Annotated in this window: 20 protein-coding genes; 10 read left to right on the top strand and 10 right to left on the bottom strand. The window is 51.6% G+C overall.

Annotated features, from left to right (window positions below; translation table 11 throughout):
- Positions 1-2 precede the first annotated feature (2 nt).
- The 3 genes from HRU10_08500 (at position 3) to nth (ending at position 3580) form a co-directional block, all read left to right on the top strand.
- Positions 3-1343 (top strand): phosphoglucosamine mutase, encoded by a 1341-nt coding sequence (locus HRU10_08500; GenBank protein NRA27273.1) that lies wholly within the window; start codon positions 3-5, stop codon positions 1341-1343.
- A 151-nt stretch (positions 1344-1494) separates the two neighbouring features.
- Entirely contained in the window at positions 1495-2898 is a 1404-nt protein-coding gene (locus tag HRU10_08495; protein ID NRA27272.1) for a hypothetical protein, read from the top strand.
- Positions 2899-2917: 19 nt separating this feature from the next.
- Positions 2918-3580 carry an endonuclease III gene (gene nth, locus HRU10_08490; protein ID NRA27271.1) on the top strand — a complete coding sequence of 221 codons (663 nt, stop codon included), beginning with the start codon at positions 2918-2920 and terminating at the stop codon, positions 3578-3580.
- Between the two features lie 425 nt (positions 3581-4005).
- Here the strand turns inward: nth and HRU10_08485 are convergent, their stop codons facing one another.
- The 5 genes from HRU10_08485 to HRU10_08465 form a co-directional block, all read right to left on the bottom strand.
- Positions 4006-4140 carry a type II toxin-antitoxin system YoeB family toxin gene (locus tag HRU10_08485; GenBank protein ID NRA27270.1) on the bottom strand — a complete coding sequence of 45 codons (135 nt, stop codon included), beginning with the start codon at positions 4138-4140 and terminating at the stop codon, positions 4006-4008.
- A 29-nt stretch (positions 4141-4169) separates the two neighbouring features.
- The gene (locus HRU10_08480; protein NRA27269.1) at positions 4170-4553 is read right to left on the bottom strand and encodes a type II toxin-antitoxin system VapC family toxin; all 384 of its coding nucleotides are present in this window, start codon (positions 4551-4553) and stop codon (positions 4170-4172) included.
- A gap of 6 nt (positions 4554-4559) precedes the next feature.
- Positions 4560-4754 carry an AbrB/MazE/SpoVT family DNA-binding domain-containing protein gene (locus HRU10_08475; protein NRA27268.1) on the bottom strand — a complete coding sequence of 65 codons (195 nt, stop codon included), beginning with the start codon at positions 4752-4754 and terminating at the stop codon, positions 4560-4562.
- A gap of 519 nt (positions 4755-5273) precedes the next feature.
- Positions 5274-5618: a hypothetical protein gene (locus tag HRU10_08470; protein ID NRA27267.1), complete on the bottom strand. Its 345-nt coding sequence runs from the start codon at positions 5616-5618 to the stop codon at positions 5274-5276.
- A gap of 282 nt (positions 5619-5900) precedes the next feature.
- Positions 5901-6554: a hypothetical protein gene (locus HRU10_08465; protein ID NRA27266.1), complete on the bottom strand. Its 654-nt coding sequence runs from the start codon at positions 6552-6554 to the stop codon at positions 5901-5903.
- 46 nt (positions 6555-6600) lie between these two features.
- Between HRU10_08465 and HRU10_08460 the strand changes: the two genes are divergently transcribed.
- Complete coding sequence (locus HRU10_08460) at positions 6601-7752, top strand: N-acetylmuramoyl-L-alanine amidase (GenBank protein ID NRA27265.1); 1152 nt, start codon at positions 6601-6603, stop codon at positions 7750-7752.
- A 36-nt stretch (positions 7753-7788) separates the two neighbouring features.
- Here HRU10_08460 and HRU10_08455 read toward each other — a convergent pair whose 3' ends face one another.
- From HRU10_08455 to HRU10_08440, 4 genes are all read right to left on the bottom strand, one after another.
- Positions 7789-11214, bottom strand: a complete 3426-nt coding sequence (locus HRU10_08455) for a S8 family serine peptidase (protein ID NRA27264.1) — start codon at positions 11212-11214, stop codon at positions 7789-7791.
- 108 nt (positions 11215-11322) lie between these two features.
- On the bottom strand, positions 11323-13593 hold the full coding sequence (locus HRU10_08450) for an RNB domain-containing ribonuclease (protein ID NRA27263.1): 2271 nt from the start codon (positions 13591-13593) through the stop codon (positions 11323-11325).
- Between the two features lie 40 nt (positions 13594-13633).
- Complete coding sequence (locus tag HRU10_08445; protein ID NRA27262.1) at positions 13634-15310, bottom strand: putative manganese-dependent inorganic diphosphatase; 1677 nt, start codon at positions 15308-15310, stop codon at positions 13634-13636.
- A 47-nt stretch (positions 15311-15357) separates the two neighbouring features.
- A complete protein-coding gene (locus HRU10_08440; GenBank protein ID NRA27261.1) occupies positions 15358-15861 on the bottom strand; it encodes a L,D-transpeptidase in 504 nt (167 codons plus the stop codon).
- Between the two features lie 61 nt (positions 15862-15922).
- Here HRU10_08440 and HRU10_08435 point away from each other — a divergent pair, with 61 nt between their 5' ends.
- The 6 genes from HRU10_08435 (at position 15923) to HRU10_08410 (ending at position 20799) form a co-directional block, all read left to right on the top strand.
- Positions 15923-16945: an aspartate-semialdehyde dehydrogenase gene (locus HRU10_08435; protein NRA27260.1), complete on the top strand. Its 1023-nt coding sequence runs from the start codon at positions 15923-15925 to the stop codon at positions 16943-16945.
- A gap of 20 nt (positions 16946-16965) precedes the next feature.
- Entirely contained in the window at positions 16966-17481 is a 516-nt protein-coding gene (locus HRU10_08430; protein NRA27259.1) for a MerC domain-containing protein, read from the top strand.
- An 89-nt stretch (positions 17482-17570) separates the two neighbouring features.
- Positions 17571-19061 carry a phytoene desaturase gene (gene crtI / locus HRU10_08425; GenBank protein ID NRA27258.1) on the top strand — a complete coding sequence of 497 codons (1491 nt, stop codon included), beginning with the start codon at positions 17571-17573 and terminating at the stop codon, positions 19059-19061.
- Positions 19061-19708: a carotenoid biosynthesis protein gene (locus tag HRU10_08420; protein NRA27257.1), complete on the top strand. Its 648-nt coding sequence runs from the start codon at positions 19061-19063 to the stop codon at positions 19706-19708. The genes crtI and HRU10_08420 overlap by 1 nt, the downstream gene beginning before the upstream one ends.
- Positions 19708-20022 (top strand): hypothetical protein, encoded by a 315-nt coding sequence (locus HRU10_08415; protein NRA27256.1) that lies wholly within the window; start codon positions 19708-19710, stop codon positions 20020-20022. Before HRU10_08420 ends, HRU10_08415 begins: the two co-directional genes overlap by 1 nt.
- A 6-nt stretch (positions 20023-20028) precedes the next feature.
- Positions 20029-20799, top strand: a complete 771-nt coding sequence (locus HRU10_08410) for a hypothetical protein (protein NRA27255.1) — start codon at positions 20029-20031, stop codon at positions 20797-20799.
- Here HRU10_08410 and HRU10_08405 read toward each other — a convergent pair.
- Positions 20694-21536 (bottom strand): sulfatase-like hydrolase/transferase (locus tag HRU10_08405; protein ID NRA27254.1); only part of this gene is annotated, 843 nt, incomplete at its 5' end. The genes HRU10_08410 and HRU10_08405 overlap by 106 nt on opposite strands.

The raw sequence follows: 21536 nt of genomic DNA, 5'->3' as shown, positions 1-21536 counted from the left end.
GGATGCGAAAATACTTTGGAACAGATGGCGTGCGGGGCCCCGTGGGAGGCCCACTTATGCGCAAGGAGTGGGCCTTCCGTTTCGGTGCGGGATTGGGTGCATGGCTACGGAAGTCTGATTCAAATAAAAGGCAGGTCTTGATCGGTCGTGACACGCGCGCGAGTGGGTTAAGCCTATCCACTGCGATTGCCCAGGGTCTGGCATGTGAGGGATTTGAGGTAGTAGATGTCGGCGTCGTGCCCACACCGGCGGTGGCGCGCTTGGTAATCGCAAAGCAATGCGTCGCGGGAGTGGTGGTTTCGGCGAGTCACAACCCCTCTGAGGACAACGGTTTTAAGCTTTTTGATGGCAGCGGATGTAAATTGAGTGATGTGGATGAGCAGGAAATTGAAGCTCATATCGATCGTGTACCAGGCGACCTCTCTGTTGACGGTCGATTCTCTCAAACTCTCGATGGCGCACAGGCATATATCGACAGCATCGTCGAGTTGTTGGGCGATCTAGATTTTTCGGGACTACGCGTTGCGGTGGATTGCGGCTATGGCGCGACTTTCCAGACCACTCCAGAGATTTTGAGTCGACTTGGAGCCTCGGTGGGGTCGTTGCACACGGCTCCAGATGGAAACAATATAAACGCAGGGGTTGGGAGTGAGTATCCCGAGGTCGTTCAGGCTCACGTCGCAGCTGGAGCATTCGATCTTGGAATTGCTCATGATGGAGATGGAGATCGTGTTGTCTTCATCGATTCGGATGGAGTTTTAATCGACGGCGATCAGCTTTTGGGAGTGCTGGGCCTCGCCGAGGTCCGCGCGGGTGGCGAAGGGACTGCGTTCGTTGGGACGATCCAGAGCAACATGGGGCTCGATCAGGCCATTGCCCAAGCGGGAGGGGTGATGGAACGCGTGGCGGTCGGTGATCGTTATGTAGCGGAGCGGATGCGCGTGATCGGAGCGCGCTGTGGCGGTGAAAATAGCGGGCATATTATTATAGCGAAATGGGCGACTACAGGTGACGGCCTCTTGGCCGCGGTTGGCGTGATGCAGCTGTTGAAAGAGTCCCGTTCTTCGCTAACGGAGCTCGCTCGGCGGGTATCGTTGTTTCCACAAGAGACGGCCTCTATCCCCGTCAAAGAGAAAAGACCACTGGAGCAGCTGACCCACCTTCAGGAAACGATCGAGTCATGGGAGAGTCGATTGCAGGGGCAGGGGCGCTTATTCGCCCGTTACAGCGGAACACAGCATGTATTAAGGCTGCTCGTCGAGGCGAATGAGTCTGATACGGTGGTGGCTTGTATGACCACATTGAAACAGGCGTTGGAGGCGGATTTTAGCCGGGAATCTTAGTCTCGACGCCTGTGGCGAAATTTAGGTCTTTGACTTTGCATCGATGAAAGAATGAATTTTACATTCTCACTCTAGGAATAACAGGCTAAGCCGAGTATTGATCTAGTTTCTATTCCGATATTGGTCCCTGCTCTCCCCAACAATAACCCACATGTCTGAACAGCCCCTTTCAAATATTGACCCCCGTCTTCAAAAACAGGTGCAAAACGCACGGCATGCGATAGATAAAGGTAACCCCTCCTACGCCATTCCCATTTGCACCGACATATTGAAACGGTTTCCGGGGCTTTACGATGTCCGCAAGGTGTTACGGGATGCCCAAAAGCTCGCGACTGGCGAGGGTTCAGCGGCCAAACGTTTTTTTGCCAAGGTAACCTCCGCTCCATTCGCACTCGGAGGAGCGTCTAAGGTTAAAAAGGATCCCAAACGGGTATTGGAAACTGCAGAGGCCATGCTTACGGAGGATCCGACTAATGTCATGGCGCATAAGTTTCTCGGACAGGCCGCGGAAGAGCTGAAGTATTTTAACACTGCCGTGTTCGCTTACACCTGTATCGAAGAGCTGGAGCCTGAGAATGTAGAAAACCTTAAGGCACTTGCCAATGCACTCATCGAGATCGGGCAAACTCAAGAGGCCATTAAGAAATGCGATTCAGTTATCCGTATTGCCCCTTCTGACGGGGATGCCCAAACCATCATTCGACGTGCTTCAGTAGCTCAGTCACTTGAAGAGGGCAAATGGGAGGAGGACAACGACTTCCGTGACAAGCTCAAAGATGAAGAAGAAGCGGTTCAGCTGGAACAAGCCAGCCGCTCTGTTACAGGGAAAGACGCTATCGAATCCCTTATCAAATCTGCCTTGACCAAGGCAGCGGACGAGCCGGGTAACATCAACGTCATGCGAGACCTTGCTAATAATTACCACAAACTGGGTGATTTTGAGAATGCTATCTTGTGGATCAGTAAAGCACGCGAGACCGACGCAGGTGGGGCAGATGTAGCACTCGAGAAACTGCAGCAACGTTTTGAGATCGAGCAACGCGAGGCAGTCATTGAAGAACGTCGACAGTTGCTGGACGGCGATCCGAACAATGGTGAACTCAACGCATCTCTTCAGAAAGCAGAGCAAGAGCTCGTGGACTTTAAATTCGACCAGGCAAAAGAGCTGGTTGAAAAGTATCCTAACGAATACGGCTATCGCTACGATTACGGCGTTTTGCTTCTCGAAAAGGGGGAGTTGGATCAAGCGATTGGTCAATTCCAAATCTCTCAGCGCAACCCTAAGGTGCGCATCGAGTCTCTCGTGAATTTGGGCAAAGCCTTCAAAACCAAGCGTATTTTCGATCTTGCAGCGGAACAGCTGAACACAGCCAACTCGGAGCTTAAGATCATGAATGATCTCAAGAAGGAGATCATGTATGAGCTAGCTCAGTGCTGGGAGCTCAAAGGAGATAAGACCGCTGCTATAGAAGAGTATAAGAAACTTTATTCAGCTGATATCGGCTACCGCGATGTGGCTCAAAAGATCGACGATTTCTACAGCTCGAGTGAATAAGGCTGCTAAGCTTTGACATATGCTGAAAAAAGAACGGGCAGCATACATTTTTGAGCTGTTGAACAGGCTCTATCCGGATCCTCCGGTTCCACTGGATCACAAGGATCCATACACCTTGCTTGTGGCGGTATTGCTTTCTGCGCAATGCACGGATGAACGCGTTAACCAAGTGACGCCCAGCCTCTTTACTCTGGCAGATAACCCAGCCGACATGGCGAGGCAGACAGTGTCGGATATACAAGCGATTATCCGTCCTTGTGGCTTGTCGCCTGCCAAATCGAAAAACATCCACCGACTTTCTGAGATCTTAATAGATGCATATGACAGAGAGGTGCCTGCAGATCTTGAGAAGCTTGAGGCCTTGCCTGGGGTGGGGCACAAAACGGCCAGTGTGGTGATGTCTCAGGCCTTCGGCGTGCCTGCCTTTCCAGTGGACACCCACATTCATAGGCTCGCCCAGCGTTGGAAGCTTTCAGACGGGCGCAACGTGGCTCAGACCGAGAAAGATTTGAAACGAATCTTCCCAAGAGACTCCTGGAATAAGCTCCACCTACAAATTATTTTTTACGGTCGTGAGCACTGTCAGGCCCGGCGTGTGTGTGATGGAGCAGCTCACGGGTGCGAGGTGTGCACCACTTGCTTTCCACGCAGAAAAACCCCAGTCGACTTTCGCAGGGCGTAGCTGGCTGTAGAGACCAGTCGGGCCAATCGGTGATTCAATTCATCCGCGAATGGACGCGAATTCACGCTAATCTGTTTTCATTAGTGTCGCTCTGCTTCATCTGCCGCGATCTATTGCGTAATTTGGATTTAACCGCGGATTTCTCAGATGGGCACAGATTGCTTTCGCGAGCTGGTCTTTGATTGGGACTAGGCAGGTTATCTTTTGATCCGACCCCTGTTGCTTTTGCCTGCACGGGTGCAATTGAAAGGACGGGGAGTTTTTCGGGTTGTTGCTTTTCGGCTCCAGTGGTTGTAGTTGAGGCGACTACAACAAAGGCAGTTGGGTTGGGGACTTGTCCCCACTGTTTCAACCTCTTCATACCTGCACGACACCTAACCGTCAATCTTGCGGCCTATAATCTGTGTTATATATCCAGGCTTGTTCTAATTGCGTTCGTAGTGGTACCGACATTGAAGGAAAACCACGCATCGATCTTCTTCTATCCACTTACAGACCAACCTGTTCTCTCTGTCGACGCGACGAGACTGTTTGCGTTTTCCATGATGAGAAGGGATCACGTTCTGCGCCGCCCTCTCAATCATTCTTGTTAGGCCTCAGTTACTTTTGAAGTATATTTCACGTTTGCCTTACCCTCAAAATGAACGTCTTGAGTCCATAGAATTCCATCACATTTCAACGCGGTCGCATAGATAATCGAATCTGCTACAGCCAGCCCCTCCGCGAGCCCTATCGCTGCGGACTCTAATGAGTACTCCGTGTTAAGCTCAACAATCCGCCCCTGGAGCATCACAGCTACCCCTTGGAAAGCCCGATCTTTTCCTGCCTCTCGCAGTAAGACTTTGAATACTTCGTAAAGAGTTATGGATGGAACAAGTAAATCCTCCACACATTCAATCGGCTCAGCAAAGAAATCAGCGGTTGGCTCATCGGCGAAATACGCGAGCCATCCAGAAGAATCTACGATATTCATTTCAAGCTACTTTGAATCGATCTCAGTATTGATGCCCTTCACAAATCCTCGCATCTGCTTCATCGGCTTCGAGGGAATAATTTCCACGCGACCATCGAAAGGAATCATCTGGACCTTCTCGCCAGAGCGCAAGCCGAGCTGTTCTCTAATCTTTTGTGGGATAACAACTTGGAATTTCGGAGATATCGTAACTGTTTCCATCGTATCACGGTATCCCTATCGATAAGGAGCACAAGTCCTTTCTTTTGTTCAACGTCGAGGGTGTATGCGCAGATGGCAAGAATCTCTGATCTGGACCGAATCTTTTATCCCCTTCTCAGAAAACACAACTCGCGCCGGGAACAATCGCCGTTACTTCCCTCGCTGAGCGGGACACTCTTTATTGAAGCCTACCGGGCTTCGGCGCAGGAAAGAGTCCCGTCTCAAGCGCCGCCTTCTTGTGCGATTAATATTTTAGCAACTGCATCGAATCGTGACCAATACTAGAGCAAAGCATCTGCGAGCATCTTCTCTTAATGAGACTGGTAAAACTTTTCTCCGCGCCTTGGCGCCTCCTTGAGAGATTTAAGGCGATGGAGGGGGTCGGATCGATAGATGATCGAGCCGCGGAAGGCGCAGAAAGGACGCCGGAAATAGTTTCTTTGTGTCTCTAGCGAAGCGGACGTAGGGTGGAGGCTGTATGAATACTGCTCACGCGAGTTGTTGGTAAGTTTTCCGAGTCTACTCCTCCAGTTCGAAGGAAAATTCATCGAAATCGTCTTCGAGGAACGATGTCTCTAAATCCGTCAGCGTGTAATCTGTATCAATCAGCTGAGTGTTCAACTCAACTGCGGAGGAAGGCGCGATGTCGGTGGAAATACTGCTGGAGAGCAATCGTTCGCTCGACGAGTTCTGCTTTGTGCTTAGAGGCGTAGTCGTGGAGATCGTGTGGCTTATCTGTGGAATGAATGAAACTGTCATATCATTCTCACTATTCTCCGAGTCGACGATGCAGTATAAAAAGCTGCCGACGTTAAATGAGTATAAGGCAGCGGGGAGAAGGAGAAGCAGGGAGAGAAAGCGCATTTCTGAGGATCTGTGATAGACACTGTGTTTTGTAGTCAAATTGTAAAGCTTATGTCAGCCGGTGCCATCAACACGCGGTTCGTGTGTGATGGGTCTGAGTGCAATTGAAACAGCGGCTCGACCACAACAAGGGTACCAACGGGTAACAGGGATAGCGAGTAATAGCTCCTCTCTTTTATGGTGATCGTTGTAGGTCCAGTGCAAAGAACCCCCCGTCCCTTCAATTAGGCCTGATGGGTCTGTCACCGAATCTAGACTCTTTGAGGAGATATTTGAGCGTATTTATTTGAGTAGCCCTTTAAGGCTATCAAGGGCTTTGCTGCTGCCAAGCTTTTGGAAGTAGCCCTTCGCTGCGTCGACTAGGCCTTGGTGTTCCGGGCTGAGCTTGGCGTTTTCAGAGAGTTTTATCATTGGCTGAATGGCGCTGACGTAGTTTCCAGAGCGCAAGGAAGTGATCACTTTCTCCACGTCCGATTTGTACGGACTGTCAGATAAAAATGTCTGCAAACCAAAGGCTGTCGCAGCTTTCATGGTATTGGTTAGGGCACCTTGCTGTTCCTCATTGAGTCCGCCTGAAGTAAGTCCACTTAAGCTGGTGAGTAGGGTGGTGAAGTCTTTCGCAGAGAAGTTTTCCTGAAATGCTCCCAGGGTGTTATTGAGTGTTTTTACCTGCTCAGGTGACCCGCCGAGCAATGAAGCGAGGGTTGCAACACTGCCGTTCATGTCCTTAGCCAGGTCTTTGATCAGGCTGCCTCCTTGCGCTTTTGCCTGCTCGGTTATGGCAGCGGTGAAGTGTGCTAAGGGGTCGGCGACTGTTGTTTCGCTGCTCGCCTCGTCTTTACCAAATAGCCAATCGAGCCAGCCTGCATGGGCTGCATTGGGTAATGAGAGGCCTGTAATCAAGGCGAGGGTAAGGGTAGAAATGGCGCGATTCATGATTGCTTTGCTGTGTGGATGTGGGTCGATAGATTCGATGACTTCGATGACAGTGTCATTTCGGATAACTCTAGCAACCCTCGGATTCTCGATTTTTCTGTCGGGATGTGGACCCCAGAACGAGGAGGCCACCGTCGTCTATGCCGATCCAGAGACGGTGGTGGCATGGATGAATGAGGTATACGCTCCGAATCTGGACTGGGCAGACGCCGTCAAAGTCTCTGAAGACGAGGAGCGTATCGAGATATGGAGCCAGTCAGGAGACTTGCTGGGATTTGCTCGACTGAAGGACGTGCGACGCCCCGAACCTCAGCCTCCGTTTTTCGTGGTGTTAGATCCTGGCCATTTAGGTGGGGAGTGGGGACCGATGGAACACCGACACTTCAAAATTGATGATGGGCCTGTCTTCCAGGAGGGAGATGTCGTTTTGCGGGTGGCTCAGCGCGTGAGAGAGCTCCTGGTTGACGAGGCGATAGACATTGTCCTCACGCGGGAAGGGGATCGGCCCGCTACAAAGAAGAGAGCAGACGATTTCTATGAGAAAGCCCGTGCTGCTATTTTGGGTAATGATGCCGGATCAAAAGATGCGATTTCTCAGGATCAGCAAGACCAGATCAAGAGCCTGGCAGAGCGCCTTTTTTATCGCAGTGCAGAAATCGAAGCGCGGGCTCGTGTTCTCAATGCCGGTCCGCGTCCGGACCTGGTGGTGTGCATTCATATTAATGGGACCTCCTGGCCGGACCCCGAGAAATTTACCCTGGTTGACGAGAACAATCTGCATGTCCTCGTTCACGGTACCTATATGCGTGGAGAGCTTGATTCAGACGCCGCGCGTCTAGAACTTTTGCAAAAAATGGCGCATGGCGATTTCGTGCAGGAAATGGCAGCGGCCGAGATTTTTACGCGGCATCTCAAGGAGGCCACGCATCTCCCGGCCTACACCTACACGGGAGACAACGCGACCCAGGTGGACCAGGAAGGGTATATTTGGGCGCGAAATCTGGCCGCGAATCGTCGGTTTGAAGCCCCCGTGGTCTTTCTTGAGCCCTATGTGGCAAACAGTGTGGCGGCCTACACTCATTTCGCCGCTGGAGATTATGAAGGCTATCGTGAAATCGATGGACGGCAGCGTTTATCTATGGTCGAGGAATACGCGCAAGCGATTGCTGCGGCATTAAGAGAGTGGTCGGATAGGTAGTGTAAGGGACGCTTTGCCAAAGCGTTTGCGTCCGCGTCATTCGATCCAAGTCGCCTTGTCGAACGCATACACAGAACGTTCCGCTCCATCTATATATAGATAGAGCCACGAATTTCTCTCATCGGACCAGACGTAAGGGAAGGTCGCTAAATCAATTCTTATCCAGCCCAAGCTTGTGTCTCTAGCCCAGAAGGTTCGGCGATCTGATGACATTTCAGCGATGTGCCACCAACCACTATGGGGTGTCATTATCCAAGGGAGCGATTCGAAGTAATAGAGTCCCAGGCGCGCGTGTTGATACCAATTTCCGGTGAGCACAACTGAATCGGGGAAAAGACCGGATCTATCGCCGACGTAGGCTAGATCGACTTCAGGCAGATCAAAGACACCTGCGGGGTGATCGATGCTCATAGAAAAACGATATTCCGCCGCTTCGAGCTGCGAGAGGATGGATGAGTCACTGGAGGCAACGATAGTGCCTTGTTCCAGTGGGGTGAGTGTCCAATCGATTGAGTAGGTCGACGCAGATACGATGCTGTATATCGATTCTAGATCTTGGAGTGAGTCTATGACATTTGACTGTGCTGTGAATATGGCGACCGGGCCTTGAGTGTCGGGGACAAATTGATTCAGGTCCCAAACAAAACTTACAGGTTCGTTAGATGTATTGGTCGCGGTGATTGTGACGCGTTCTCCAGCCTGGGCGGCAAACCAGTACGTTCCCGGTTCCCCTGCGATCAGATCTTGTTTTGCATTATCCACAGTCACGGCCCAGGTCAGATCAGCTAGTTCGCTCAATGATAAGGAAAAGGCGCCAGTCTCGCTCGCGTTGAAGCTAAACGAGACCGGCGTGTCTCCCTTTAGAAGCCAATCTCCAGCTTCTGAAATACTAAATCCATTCCTTGAGTCTTCTACCTCCACTCTAAGCTCGCCGACCATTAAAGTGATTGGCGTTTCGTTCGGAAGTGGGGATAAGTTATCATCAGATTCTCCTGAATCGTCTTCGACGAGTCGGACAGAGAAAGTGTCCGAGACGGTACGGTTGGTCCCGTGGACGAGCTCGACATGGTAACTGCCCGAGGCGTCTAGAGATCCGATTATGGCCAGTTTGGGTCGTTGTGTATTAGCGATTTCAATTTCGTTGTGAAACCAGACAAAGGTGGCGCCAATTGCGTGATCGACGCTGAGGCTGGCGACTCCCGATTCCCCCGCGGCTAATGTGAGGTTTCTAGGTTGGAGGATGATTTCAGGAGCGCTCTCTTCTTCGAGCCAGACATTGCGTATCGATACGCGGTCTTCTCCATGGCTCACGCTGTGATCCTTATCGTAGGAAAAAGTGATTACGCTCTGCCCAGAATTGAGATCGAGTGCCAGTGAATCCCAAAACACATTTCCTGACTTTCGGAGCACTGTGATCCCGTCGACTTTGACCTCAAAGAAATCAAAATAAGCCTCTGAGGAGACGTAATACTCCAGGTGCAGTGTTCCGGGACCGTCTACATAAACCGATACACTGCTGGATTCATTATGAGTCATGGCGGGGCTGTGCATGACGTAAGGATTAGTCTGGTTGATCCACTCCAGTCCGGAGGATGATATCCATGGCAATTCCAGGGCTCCCGACGAAGCTGCAATTTCCATGGATGGAGTCATCACCGTGACGTTCCAGCTGCGCTGTGTGCTACCGGCCTCGTTGGTAGCTGTCAGGCTATAGATGCCGCTGTCGGAGATGTTAGCCGAACTGATTTCAAGGCCGAGTGTCGCGCCCAAATACGAGCCGTCGGGGCCAATCCAGCTATATTCGACATCGGTATCGCTGTTTACTGTTGGAGACAGGCTGAGGGTATTTCCTACAGGAATGATTAGCTCTTCTATTTCGTCGGAAATGGTGGGAGGATTTGCTGGAGGTGTGCCGCTCAAGGCTCCGGATAAAGATACGATCCCGCCACTCGCCACAGGCAGTCGGCCACGGCTGGGGACTCGGCTCGTCGCTTTGATACGGTCGATCAGAGCAACGGTTTCTAAATTGGGCTCTTCTTCCATCAGGAGTGCGATCATGCCAGCTACTACGGGAGTCGCCATCGACGTACCGGAGAGGTAGACATAGCTGCCCTGGTCGACTGGATAGGTGGAGGCGATCCGTGAGCCTGGAGCGGCAACATCAATGTCTGTGCTGTTAAAATTAGAGAAGTTTGATAGGGCTCCATTCTGTTGAGTGCTCGCCACACTGATCACATTCGAGGTCGTGTAGAGTGCTGGATAGCCGGGGACGACGTCGGTATCGGACCCGTCATTGCCTGCTGCTGCGACGACGACCACGCCGGCGTCTCGTGCGCGTTCGATAGCCCGGCGCATGAATGAGCTATTACTGGGAGAGCCGAAGCTGCAGTTGATCACTCGAGCGTCATTGAGGCGGGCATAGTCAAAACCTTCGACGGCATCTGAGAGATACCCTGAGCCGTCTTCTCCCATGAAGCGCACCGCCATGAGCTGCGTCTGCCAAGCAATGCCGGTGACTCCGAGTCTATTATCGCCCCGCGCGCCGATAATGCCTGCCACGTGGGTGCCATGTCCATTCGGGTCGCTTACTTCGATCTCAGGATGATTGGTATAAATACCGTGCACATCATCGACGTAGCCGTTGCCGTCGTTGTCGATTCCGTCCCCAGCGATTTCACCTGAATTTTCCCAGAGATTGGGAACGAGGTCGGGGTGGGATATATCGACACCGCTATCTAGAATCGCAACGACAACAGATCGAGCGTGGCGTCGTTGTTCCCAACCATCAAAGGCTTGTATGTGATAATCATTCCCCGAGCCGCCGAGGTGCCATTGGTGGACGCTGAGAGGATCATTTGTCTCAATGGCAGCGGTAGCGATCAAATAGTCTCTGCCGATAATAAGGCCCTGGTGCTCGGTCTCCAATGTGCTTTTTAGGTCGGGCAGAAGAAATGGGTCATCAGAAATGTCTAAGCGCACGCGAAGTATTGGGCTCGAGCGCATCACTTCTATGCCACTGATTGCTGTGTGCCTGCTTACTTTATTTAGGATTTCATCCGGGGTGCGTGTCGAGAGCAGGATACGGTCTGCCCGGTAAAACGTTTCTTCGCTCAGTGCATCGGGCTGGACAGTTGAGACCACACGCTCGTGGATGATGGGGGCTTGGTCTTCCTGCCGTAGAATGAGGCGACGATGAATTCGCACACGCTCTGCTTTGAGCTCAATCGTTTCCGAAGCTAAAGGTGCTTGGCTATACCAAGACTTTTCTGGAGTGTTGATCGGCCAAACGGCTGGGGTGGCCGCAGTCACGCCCAGCGGAGTGGGTCGCGTGGGAGAGGTCAAGTGTGGGGCCCCTGTAGCGTCTAGGACAAAGCTTTCTGTCTGGACGCTCCCACGGATCAGCCATGCGAGTCCGATAAGGACGCACAGCGCGATGAGAATCTTGACTAAGGGGGGACGCATAACCGGGCAAGCCGGCCTGCTGCATCGCGATTCGTGGCGTCCCTAAAAGTCGCCCCTTAGTCAGCTACATTGAACTTTTAATTGTAAAAATCAGGACAAGCTCAGCGATCACGCCAGGCGGAAATCCATCAGTCGCCGGAAGCGATCGACATGCGTAACAACGACGCGGATCCGATCTCCCACGCAGAACTTCCTTTTTTTGCGGCGTCCTATAAGTGTCTTTCCATCACCGTTAAGCACATAAAGGTCATCCTTCATGCTGGAAAGGGGCACTTTGCCAAAAGCCATCGATGGCGTAAGTTCTACGAACATGCCATGGTTCTTGATATCTGTAATCACGGCATCGAAGGGGCGTTTCTCCTCGGCATCCATTTGGCGCTCAAAGAATTCTAACAGCTTAATTTTTACGGACTCACGCTCGGCATCAGTCGAGTTTCGCTCGGTGATGCTGATGTGTTCGCACAACCCATCTAGCCTTTCGGCAGAATAACGCGCATCCAATTTGGCCGGGGCTGAAGGCAGCCGTTTGCGTTTGAGTAGGCGATCAAACGTTTGATGGACGACGAGGTCGGAGTAGCGGCGGATCGGGGAAGTGAAATGTGTGTAATCGTCCTTGCAGAGCCCGTAATGGCCATCGGGTATGTTGCGGTAGCAAGCTTGTTTCAAACTCCGCAAAACTTCGATGCGCAAGGTGTAGCCCTGAGGGTGATCCTTAAGGTTACTGAGGAGCGCTGTCATGTGCTTACGATTGGATAGGTCCCCGGTTCGGATCTCGTGGGTGAGCATGGTTTCTTCAAGCTCACTCAGTTTGTCGTCGTCGGGTTGATCGTGCACGCGATAGACGCCTGGGAGGTCTGCCTCGCGGATGGCCTTGGCGACGGCTTCGTTGGCAGCCAGCATAAACTCCTCGATCAGCTGATGGCTCTCGTCGTGAGCGACGGACTCGATACGGTCGGCATACCCCTGTTCATCGACGTAGATTTTCACCTCAGTCATATCCAGATCCAGGCTGCCTCTTTTCATCCGACGGGTGCGTAGTGTGCCAGCCACGTCCCAGAGTTTCCGCACTAAGTCTTGTAAGAAGCTCAACTCCTCATCTGCCAAGCTGTTCAATACGCGCCCAGCAAAACCGGTTTGGTGAGCCGGGGGCGTGGGCAAGTCTCGAATGACATCTAGGTCATCTTCCTTAAGCAGGGCAAAAGCCTGCTCATAGGTGAGTCGTTTGCGCGAGTGGATTACCGTGTTGGCAAATTCGGTTTTGAGGAGCTGATTCTTGCTGTCAAAAGTCAGAAAAACACTCTTGGTGAGACGATCTTTGGCTTCGACCAAACTACAGACACCATTGGATAGTTTGTGCGGAAGCATTGGGATAACCGTGCCGACCAGGTAAGTAGAATTGCCACGTTTCTTCGCCTCGCGAATCAAGGCAGTGCTCGGTTTAACATAGGCCGAAACGTCTGCAATGTGGACCCCTATGCGTCGTGTGCCATCGGGCTGCTCTTCGAAGGTGATGGCATCGTCGAAGTCTTTTGCATCCTGGGGGTCAATCGTGACACAAAATAAGGGCCGGCAGTCGAGTCGGTTGCCAATGTCTTCTTTGCGCACTCTGTCAGGCAGAGTTGCTACTTCATCCATCACGTTGGTCGGGAATTCGGGATCGAGGTGATACTTGGCTAAAATCGCTTTATATTCCGCCATCGGTGTGTGTGACTTTCCGAGCACCTCGACGATTTTCCCCTCGGGATTCAGATGGCGCTCTTTCCACTCGTAGAGTTTGACCACCACTTTATCGCCTACTCTGGGCTTAGGTTTGAGCCGGAGTGTTTTTGGGTCTGGAACTAGAACATCCTGCACGATCCGCGGGTCGTCGGGGATAACAAACCAGGTGTAGTTTGAGCGTTTGAGGGTGCCGATGACTTGACTGTTCTTCCGGTCCACGACTTGGAGAACTTTGGCGAATTGTTTGTCATCCTGGGAGGCTCCACCTCTCCGCTTACGTTGATTGCGGTAGCGTCCACGAAAGTTGCGGACCTTGCGAGCCATCACTTGATCGCCATGTAGCGCCGTGCCTGTATCCTCGGCGCGGACATCGTATTTTTCACTGTGATTTCCGTTTTTTGCCTGAGTGATGATCAAGGCGGAGCCGGATTGGCGAAAGCTGATTGTGCCGCCAACGAGGTCGGCATCGCGGGGCAGACATATCCGCTCTTTTTTGATCTTGGCTAGGGTGCCGTTGTGGATGCGGTGACTGACTAGACGCCTAAGCCGGTTGCGATCGGCCTTGGAATTCAGTCTGAGTGCTTTGGCTAATTCGTCGATGCGGGCTGGAACGTAATCGGGCGACGCGACGTGAGCTTGAAGGGCATCGTCTAGCTTCATTTGAGAAGATTGAGTTGATACATACAGCCCTTTTCTACGCTCACGCTGTAATACCTAGGCTGCGTAAAAATGTGGTGAGGTAGGGGATCACCTGCTTCTTGCGTGAAACGATGCCATGCATTTCGAAGATGTGATCCGAGTTAAAGTTAGCCTTTGGATAGGTGATGTTATCGATGATCTCGTCGGGTCCCGATACTACCAGAAGTGAATCCTGTGTATTGATGTCAGTTACTAGCATAACCGAGAAAAAGAGATCTTCGCCTTCACGAAACTCTCTCAGGCTTTGACTGAGTATGTCTTCTTTATCCCAAAAATTCGCAAACCCGAGCTCTTCGACTTGGGCGACGGAAAAGCGAATCGGTCCTTCATTATAGACCTTGCAGTCTGAGCGCACGACACGATCAGCCGAGTGACTCAGAATCAAGGAGCCGGATGAAAAGATCATGTCGGATAAATCTTCGGCACTGATGCCTGCGATATCGGATAGCCAGCTGAGTATTTCTCCGTCCACTTTGGTCGTAGTGGGTCCCCGGAGATTCAAAGTGTCTGAGATGATGCCGGACATCATAATACCTGCAATACTCGGAGAAGGCGTGATGCCTTCACGTCGAAAGAGAGTTGCCACAATGGTGCACGTGGAGCCCACGGGAATGTTCATAAACATGATGGGCTGTTCGGTGGGTAGATTGCCCAGACGGTGGTGATCGATGACCTCGAGGATCTTGGCATCCTTCACCCCGTTTACAGCTTGGCCCGCTTCGTTGTGGTCTACTAAAACGAGCTCAGCCCCAGCTTGTTTGATCAAGTCCGTTCTAGAAAAAATACCGACCATCCGGTTGTCGTCGTCGATTACCGGGTAAGACGGAAAGAAGTTTTCTTGTACTTTGCGTTTTACGTAATCAAGTGAGTCGTCTTCCCGGAAAGTTTGGAAATTGCGATCCAACATTCTGTTCAGCCGTGTCGCCGAACGTATGATCCATGAGGTGCTCGCAGAATCATACGGGCTGATGATCAGGCTAACACCGGCTGCTTTTGCTTTTGTTATGATCTCAGGATCGACTTCCAAGTCTCCCGTCACAGCGAGCAACCGCACCCCAAGGCCAATGCATTTTTCGTGAATATCTTTACGATCTCCCACGACAATGATGCTCTTGTCGGCGGGAATCTCATCCTTTTGGTAATCTCCGAAGCTGGAGATATCCATCGCACCGACTCGCACGAAAAAGTCCCCGTCCGTCTCATCATCAAATGTGTGAATGACACGTGCTTTGAGCGCTTGGACGATGGCGGATATACTCGTGGAAACGGTGCGCATGGTTTTGGTTTCACGACGTTTTGGAATGAAGAATTCGCCGAGTCTGAAGATGGAAACCAGTCCTTGGATGCGATCGTCTTCATCCACCACAGGGATGGAGCGCACATCGTATTCGTCGATAATGTCGAGTGCTTCTGCACATGTGGCATCCTGATTACACTTCAGGACGTCCCGCACCATGATGTCGCGCACCTTGGGAGTGACGTCGGTGATCAGCGGTGGCAGGCTTGCGTCAAATTTCTCTAGGATGGTGTCGATGCGCGGGTTGGAATTGCCGCACCGAGCAGCCTGAAATCGAGGATGACCAGTCTGGTGTTTGAAGGAGGCGTAGGCGATGGCAGAGCAGATAGCATCGGCATCAGGATTCTTGTGGCCTATAATGTAGACTGGTTTTTCAGACATGGGTTTGAGGCAGTGGTTGGGTTTGTTTATTAAAAGTTGGGGTGGAGTTAACTTAGCGGGATATTTGAATCGAAAGCAACCCATGTACCGATCCCGACTCTTGAGAAGAGCTCCATAATATCGGCGTTTTTCATTTCGACACACCCTCCGCTGAACGGCTGGCCAATGCGGTATTCTTGCTGGGTGCCGTGGATGTATACGTAGCGGTTATAGGTATCCACTCCCGGACCGGCGTTCACTCCGGGCTCGAGCCCGCGCAACCAGAGGATGCGCGATGTGATCAGGTTGGGTTTGAGCTCGTCTTGGGACATGTCGGACATGTTTCCAATGGGAACGCGCGACTCGAAAACAGTGCCCGCAGGAGCATCCGCCCCGATCTTTTCGGCAATCTCATGAAGGCCCGATGGGGTGCCAAAGGAGTTTTCTACACAGGACGGGGGATTTTTTGAGGTTGAGACTGTGTAGACTTGTGCGGGTTTTCCGGCTTCGACGAGAGTCAGGGTCTGCTTCTCGATCTCGACTACTAATACGGTATCGGGCCAAGCGTGCATTGAAAGGTCTTGGCAACGCTGTTCGATCCACCTATGCAAGGCGGTCTTTTTCATAAGACTCATGGCTCAACCGTATACTATTGGAATCATCGGAGCGACTGGCGCAGTCGGACGCGATCTTTTGGAATTATTAGTAGACAGAGGCTTTCCGGCCAAGGAAATTCGCCTCTTCGCATCAGCGCGCTCTAAGGGGAAAATCATCTCCTATAAAGGCGTGGAATACACCGTGGATGAGACCAAAGAGGCTATTTTTGATGATCTGGATTTAGCACTATTCAGTGCCGGCTCGAGCCTGACGAAGGCTATGGGATGGGAAGCTGCGAAGCGAGGTTGTGTGGTGATCGATAATAGCTCGGCTTTTCGCCAAGATGAGCGTGCCCCACTCATTGTCCCCGAGATCAACCCTGAGGCGGCTGAACAGCACTCAGGCCTCATCGCTAACCCCAATTGCTCTACGATTGTGGCCTTGATGGGCATCTATCCTTTGCATCGAGAGTTTGGTCTGAAGCGGATGATTGCTTCTACCTATCAAGCTGTTTCCGGAGCCGGACAAGCTGGCATGGAAGAACTCGTCAGCCAAACAAAGGCATGGGCAGCCGGTGAGCCCTTGCCTCGGCCTGATGCGTTCAAGCACCAGATTTTTGATAACATCATTCCCCATGTCGATGTCTTCCAGGACAGTGGTTACACCAAAGAAGAGATGAAGATGGCGCTAGAGAGTCGGAAGATCATGAGTCTGCCGGAGCTGCGCGTATCGACCACATGCGTTCGTGTGCCGGTGATGCGGGCCCATTCGGTCTCGCTTCAGGCGGAATTTGAAAAGCCTGTGAGTGTGGCTCGAGCCCGTGAGGTGGTGGCTGCCTTTGAAGGAGCGGAGCTGGTCGATGAGCCAGCCGATAATGTTTATCCGATGCCCATGAACTATACGCGCCGTATACCCTGTGGGGTCGGTCGTATTCGCAAGGATTTGGTTCTCGATAATGGCTTGGCGCTTTTTGTCTCTGGAGACCAGATTTGGAAAGGCGCCGCGCTCAACGCAGTACAAATTGCAGAGTTACTTGTAGCACGGGGTTGGGTGAATTAAGTGACTCGAAAGCTTTTCCGATGAGTGTAGCGACCAATAAAATAGACCCTAGGTCCCATGGATGGCTCGATTCTCTGGCGATCGGGATGTCTATGCTGTGTGCCGTGCACTGTTTGCTGACACCGCTCCTGATTGTGGCATTACCCATCATCGCTACGACTTTTTGGGTGAGCACCAATTTTCACTTATGGATGTTATTATTGGTGGTGCCTACGACGAGTCTAGCGGTCTTCATGGGCTGTCGAAGGCACAAGGACGATGCCGTGTTTTTATTGGGTGTGTTTGGGCTCGCCTGTCTGGTGAGCATCACAATTTACGAGATGTGGGGTCACTCCCAAATCGCCGCGGGTGGGTATTGCCCTCATTGTGCGGCCGTTGCTGAGGGAGACCTCTTCAATGCGATTACGGGGTTTAACGTCCTCGGTGGTGTCTTACTCGCGAGTGCGCATACAAGAAATTTCATGTTGTGCCGCCGGGCACGCTGCGCGCACGGGCAAGGTGCTGCTAAGCTCGGTTGTTCGTGCGGTTCGGACTGAGCCTGCTGCGTTTTTGCGGTCGTCGATAAAGAATTGGCACTAGTCTGGGTTGCGTGGGGACGAGAATCTGCTCTCGTATTTTCATGCTCATGGAAAATACAGCCAGACCTACCGCCTGTATCGTTGGGGCCGGCTTAGGTGGACTGGCGACATCCGTGCGTTTGGCGGCCCAGGGATTTCGCGTTACCGTGTTCGAGTCGGGTCCTTCGGCAGGGGGCAAGGCTACCTGGTTTGAGCAGGCAGGTTACACCTTCGATGCTGGACCGAGCTTGTTTACCTTACCGGAGCTCGTAGATGATTTATTTGCTGTCGCGGGTGAGGACCCCGCCGCATTTGAGTATGCTGAAGAGTCGATTGCTTGCCGCTATTTCTGGAACGATGGACTGCACTTCGAAGCACCGGCTGAGCCTAAACAATTTGCCCAGGCCGCTTCAGAGATTTTTGGCGAAGACGCGGGACGGGTGCTGAAGTATCTGGATGAAGCGGCACACGCTTACCAGCATTTCGGGAAGGTTTTTTTGGAAAACCCACTGAATGAATTTTCAACTTGGACGAATCTGAGGACACTCAAATTGGCGAAAGAGATCTTTCGTGTCGATTTGCTTGGTACGATGGATAGCCATAACCGTCGGGCATTCAATAATCCCAAGCTCGTTCAGCTCTTCAATCGATTTGCCACCTACAACGGTTCGGACCCTTACCGTGCCCCGGGCTTATTGACGATGATCCCGCACCTCGAGCATGGTGTAGGTTCTTTTTTCCCGAAAGGAGGGATACGCGCGATTCCGAGAGTGCTTCAGCAATTGGCTGAGAAGATGGGAGTTGAGTTTCATTTCAACAAAACAGTGGAGCAAATTGAGGTGGCAGAAAGGGCGGCTAAAGGCGTGTTAGTTGACGGCGTGTCGCACTCTTTCGATTTGATTGTTTCCAATATGGATGTGGTTCCCACATACCGGAGACTGTTGCCGAATCAGCCTGCACCGGAAAAAACCCTTTCTCAGGAGCGTTCGAGTTCGGCGCTCATTTTTTATTGGGGGATTGCAAAAGAGTTTTCCAAATTAGGACTACATAATATCTTTTTTGCAGACGATTACCGTGCGGAGTTTGATGGTTTGTTCTCAAGCAAAGCTCCGTCGCCCGATCCTACGGTCTACATCCACATCAGCTCGAAGTGCGAGGCGACAGACGCACCGTATGGTAAGGAAAATTGGTTTGTCATGATCAATGCCCCTCATGATGCCAACGTGAACTGGGACGACTACAAGGCGCGGGCGCGGGAAGCTATATTGAAGAAACTCTCTGAGCGCCTAGGTGATGATGTTGAATCTTTGATAGAGACCGAAGCTACACTGTCGCCCCCAGAGATTGAGGCGAAAACACACAGTTACCGTGGTGCGCTTTACGGTGCTGCTTCAAACAACAAATTTGCTGCTTTCTTGCGCCATCCCAATCGCACGAGCCGTATTGATCGACTGCTCTTTGTCGGGGGCAGTGTGCATCCAGGGGGGGGCATTCCTCTGGTCTTACTATCAGCGAAAATTGCTGCAGATGCGGCAAAGAAATATTTTATAACAAAATAATGAGTAAAAAAACTTGGTTAGGCATCTATATCCTCGTGGTGTTTCATCTGGTGGGTGCCATTGGCTTTTTCACGCCTCTTCGGGACTGGTTCGAGTGGGTGACGCCTGGAAATTTGCTACTTTGCTTATTTGTGGTCGTATTTTGCCAAAGTCGCTTATCGGTGCGCGATAACGGTCTTTTGCTCCTGGTGGGCGTCTTGGGTATTCTCGCAGAAATCGCAGGTGTGGCGACGGGTCTAGTGTTCGGAGACTACAGCTATGGAGCGACATTAGGCTGGAAGATTGCCGGAGTGCCTTGGGTGATTGGGATTAACTGGGCATTGCTGGTCTGGGGAGTGTTGGCCTGGTTGAGGCCGCTGAAGATAGGAAAAATTAGGAGATGTGCATTAGGCGCGACCTTGATGGTAGCGTTGGATTTTTTTATCGAACCTGTCGCTATCGAGCTGGATTTCTGGTCATGGGCTGGCGGCGATGTGCCTCTCCAGAACTATATTGCCTGGTGGGTCTTAGGCTTCTTGTTTGGCCTGATCTTAGAATTTTTCAGCTCCCGTGAGTTAGAAAAAGACTGGGTTGTGAAAGGGTTTTTTGTCGTACAGTGGCTCTTTTTTATACCCCTGTTTTTGTTTTTGCCCAAGGGAGCATTGTAATGAAGTTTTCAACTCAGGCCGTGGACCGGGACTGGGTGATCTGTGGTGCAGGTCTTGCGGGTTTGAGTTTAGCTGTCCGTCTTTTGGAGACTCGTGGCCCAGACGAACGTATCTTGTTGATCGATCCGGAAAGGCGTAGGGAATATGATCGAACATGGTGCTTTCGTGACGGAAGCCAACACGCGTTTGACGGGCTAATCTCTAAGCGTTGGAAGCGTGCATCGGTGCTCAAGCATAACCAAACGGTAGAGACGCATTTAAAAGGTCGCGATTATTGCATGATTCGCAGCGATGCGTTTTACGCCTATTATTGAGAGCAGATTGCTTGGGACGATCGGATAGACTTTATTCAGGCAGGTGTCATTCCTGCCCAGCCATCAGGAAATCTTACCCTAGAGAATGGAAAAGAATTCCGGGGGAAACGAATTGTTCAGACTTTTGCCGATGCTGAGCAAATTGTTCAGGAGGATCCCCGTGCTCGATGGCAGCATTTTCTTGGGTGGGAGGTCGAGACGGACGCGGCCTGTTTTGACGTGGATTCGGCAACTCTGATGGATTTTCTCCCTACTGAATACGGAGAAGTGCAATTTGTCTATGTGCTACCACTTGCGCCTAATCGGGCACTCATCGAATTTACCGTGATTGGGGCATCGTTATGGCAGGAGGAGCACTATGCGAAGGGTTTGAGCTGCTATCTTTCGGATCGATATGAAGGAGTCAGCTATCGCATTCAGCATCGGGAATTGGGGCGGATACCTATGTCTGTTCTGCCGGGATTACACAATAAAGCTAAGGGGGCTCTTTCCTATCTAGGGACACCCGCAGGCGCGGTAAAAGCTTCGACGGGCTATGCGTTTCTCAGAATACAAGAATCTGTAGAAAAGCTGATCGCATCCAACGATGGTCCAGAGAAGCGGAGCGGTTTTTGGCTGATTTGTGACGCGACTTTACTGCGTCTAATGAGCACAAATTTCCTCATGTCAGACTATCTCTTCGGACTATTCAAACACTGGGGCGTGTCGACAGTTTTAGATTTTCTCAACGAGAAGACGCGGTGGTGGGAGACTCTAGCTACTCGGACACGATCGTAAATACAATCCATCCTGTCGCGTCCCGCAAAAATGTAGTCGCGCGGTGGGCAGGGTTCTGATCCTAAAAACACCTGGCCTTCGTAGTCTGAAGGTGCCTCGACGTCAGCGAGTGAAAGGATGGTGGGAGCGAGGTCGACCCAGCTTACTAGGTCCTTGCTGACCTGGCCTGGTTGGATTTCAGGGCCCTTTATGAGGAGGGCGTTATGAATTCCCGCTGCGTAGGGCCAGCGCTTTTCGCGGGGAAGCCCACGACCGTGATCAGTCAAATATATCACATAGGTGTCTTCGCTCTTTCCGGAGGCTTCCAGAGCCCTAAGTATTTCACCTACTTGGAGATCCTGGATAGCCAGGGCTTCATAAAACCTAGCAATCTCATGGCGGACTTCGAAGTCATCAGGGAGATAAGCGGGTACATGAACTTTAGCTGGATCGGGTCGTACCTCTGGTGGGATTCGGTGGCGTTCACTTAGCCGAATCTTCGATGCAGCAGAACTCGGAGTCCCCAGTGACCACATTGTGCTCTCGTGGCTTACGTCCAAATTTGTGTAAAGGAGAAAGGGCTTATCATTAAAGTCTCCATCAGCCAGTCGGTCTATCCAAAGGCGCCATGCTCCCGGCTTGAACTCATCTGCAAATGCAGGATTAGGTTCAAAATTAAAGTCACAGCCATCCCATAAGACCTGATGGCGGAGATCAAACCTGAGTATTGATGGGCTGTAGCGGTTGATCGTGTCTAT

It is taken from the genome of Opitutales bacterium (assembly GCA_013215165.1).
In the GTDB taxonomy this organism is placed as follows: Bacteria; Verrucomicrobiota; Verrucomicrobiia; order Opitutales; family JABSRG01; genus JABSRG01.
Note: the sequence above shows the minus strand (reverse complement) of the source record. Positions and strands in the feature narration are given on the sequence as shown.

Coding starts and splice junctions, on each gene's coding strand:
- HRU10_08500 (NRA27273.1), top strand. CDS start 3: ATGCGAAAATACTTTGGAACAGATGGCGTGCGGGGCCCCGTGGGAGGC.
- HRU10_08495 (NRA27272.1), top strand. CDS start 1,495: ATGTCTGAACAGCCCCTTTCAAATATTGACCCCCGTCTTCAAAAACAG.
- nth (NRA27271.1), top strand. CDS start 2,918: ATGCTGAAAAAAGAACGGGCAGCATACATTTTTGAGCTGTTGAACAGG.
- HRU10_08480 (NRA27269.1), bottom strand. CDS start 4,553: ATGAATATCGTAGATTCTTCTGGATGGCTCGCGTATTTCGCCGATGAG.
- HRU10_08475 (NRA27268.1), bottom strand. CDS start 4,754: ATGGAAACAGTTACGATATCTCCGAAATTCCAAGTTGTTATCCCACAA.
- HRU10_08470 (NRA27267.1), bottom strand. CDS start 5,618: ATGCGCTTTCTCTCCCTGCTTCTCCTTCTCCCCGCTGCCTTATACTCA.
- HRU10_08465 (NRA27266.1), bottom strand. CDS start 6,554: ATGAATCGCGCCATTTCTACCCTTACCCTCGCCTTGATTACAGGCCTC.
- HRU10_08460 (NRA27265.1), top strand. CDS start 6,601: ATGACAGTGTCATTTCGGATAACTCTAGCAACCCTCGGATTCTCGATT.
- HRU10_08455 (NRA27264.1), bottom strand. CDS start 11,214: ATGCGTCCCCCCTTAGTCAAGATTCTCATCGCGCTGTGCGTCCTTATC.
- HRU10_08450 (NRA27263.1), bottom strand. CDS start 13,593: ATGAAGCTAGACGATGCCCTTCAAGCTCACGTCGCGTCGCCCGATTAC.
- HRU10_08445 (NRA27262.1), bottom strand. CDS start 15,310: ATGTCTGAAAAACCAGTCTACATTATAGGCCACAAGAATCCTGATGCC.
- HRU10_08440 (NRA27261.1), bottom strand. CDS start 15,861: ATGCACGCTTGGCCCGATACCGTATTAGTAGTCGAGATCGAGAAGCAG.
- HRU10_08435 (NRA27260.1), top strand. CDS start 15,923: ATGGCTCAACCGTATACTATTGGAATCATCGGAGCGACTGGCGCAGTC.
- HRU10_08430 (NRA27259.1), top strand. CDS start 16,966: ATGAGTGTAGCGACCAATAAAATAGACCCTAGGTCCCATGGATGGCTC.
- crtI (NRA27258.1), top strand. CDS start 17,571: ATGGAAAATACAGCCAGACCTACCGCCTGTATCGTTGGGGCCGGCTTA.
- HRU10_08420 (NRA27257.1), top strand. CDS start 19,061: ATGAGTAAAAAAACTTGGTTAGGCATCTATATCCTCGTGGTGTTTCAT.
- HRU10_08415 (NRA27256.1), top strand. CDS start 19,708: ATGAAGTTTTCAACTCAGGCCGTGGACCGGGACTGGGTGATCTGTGGT.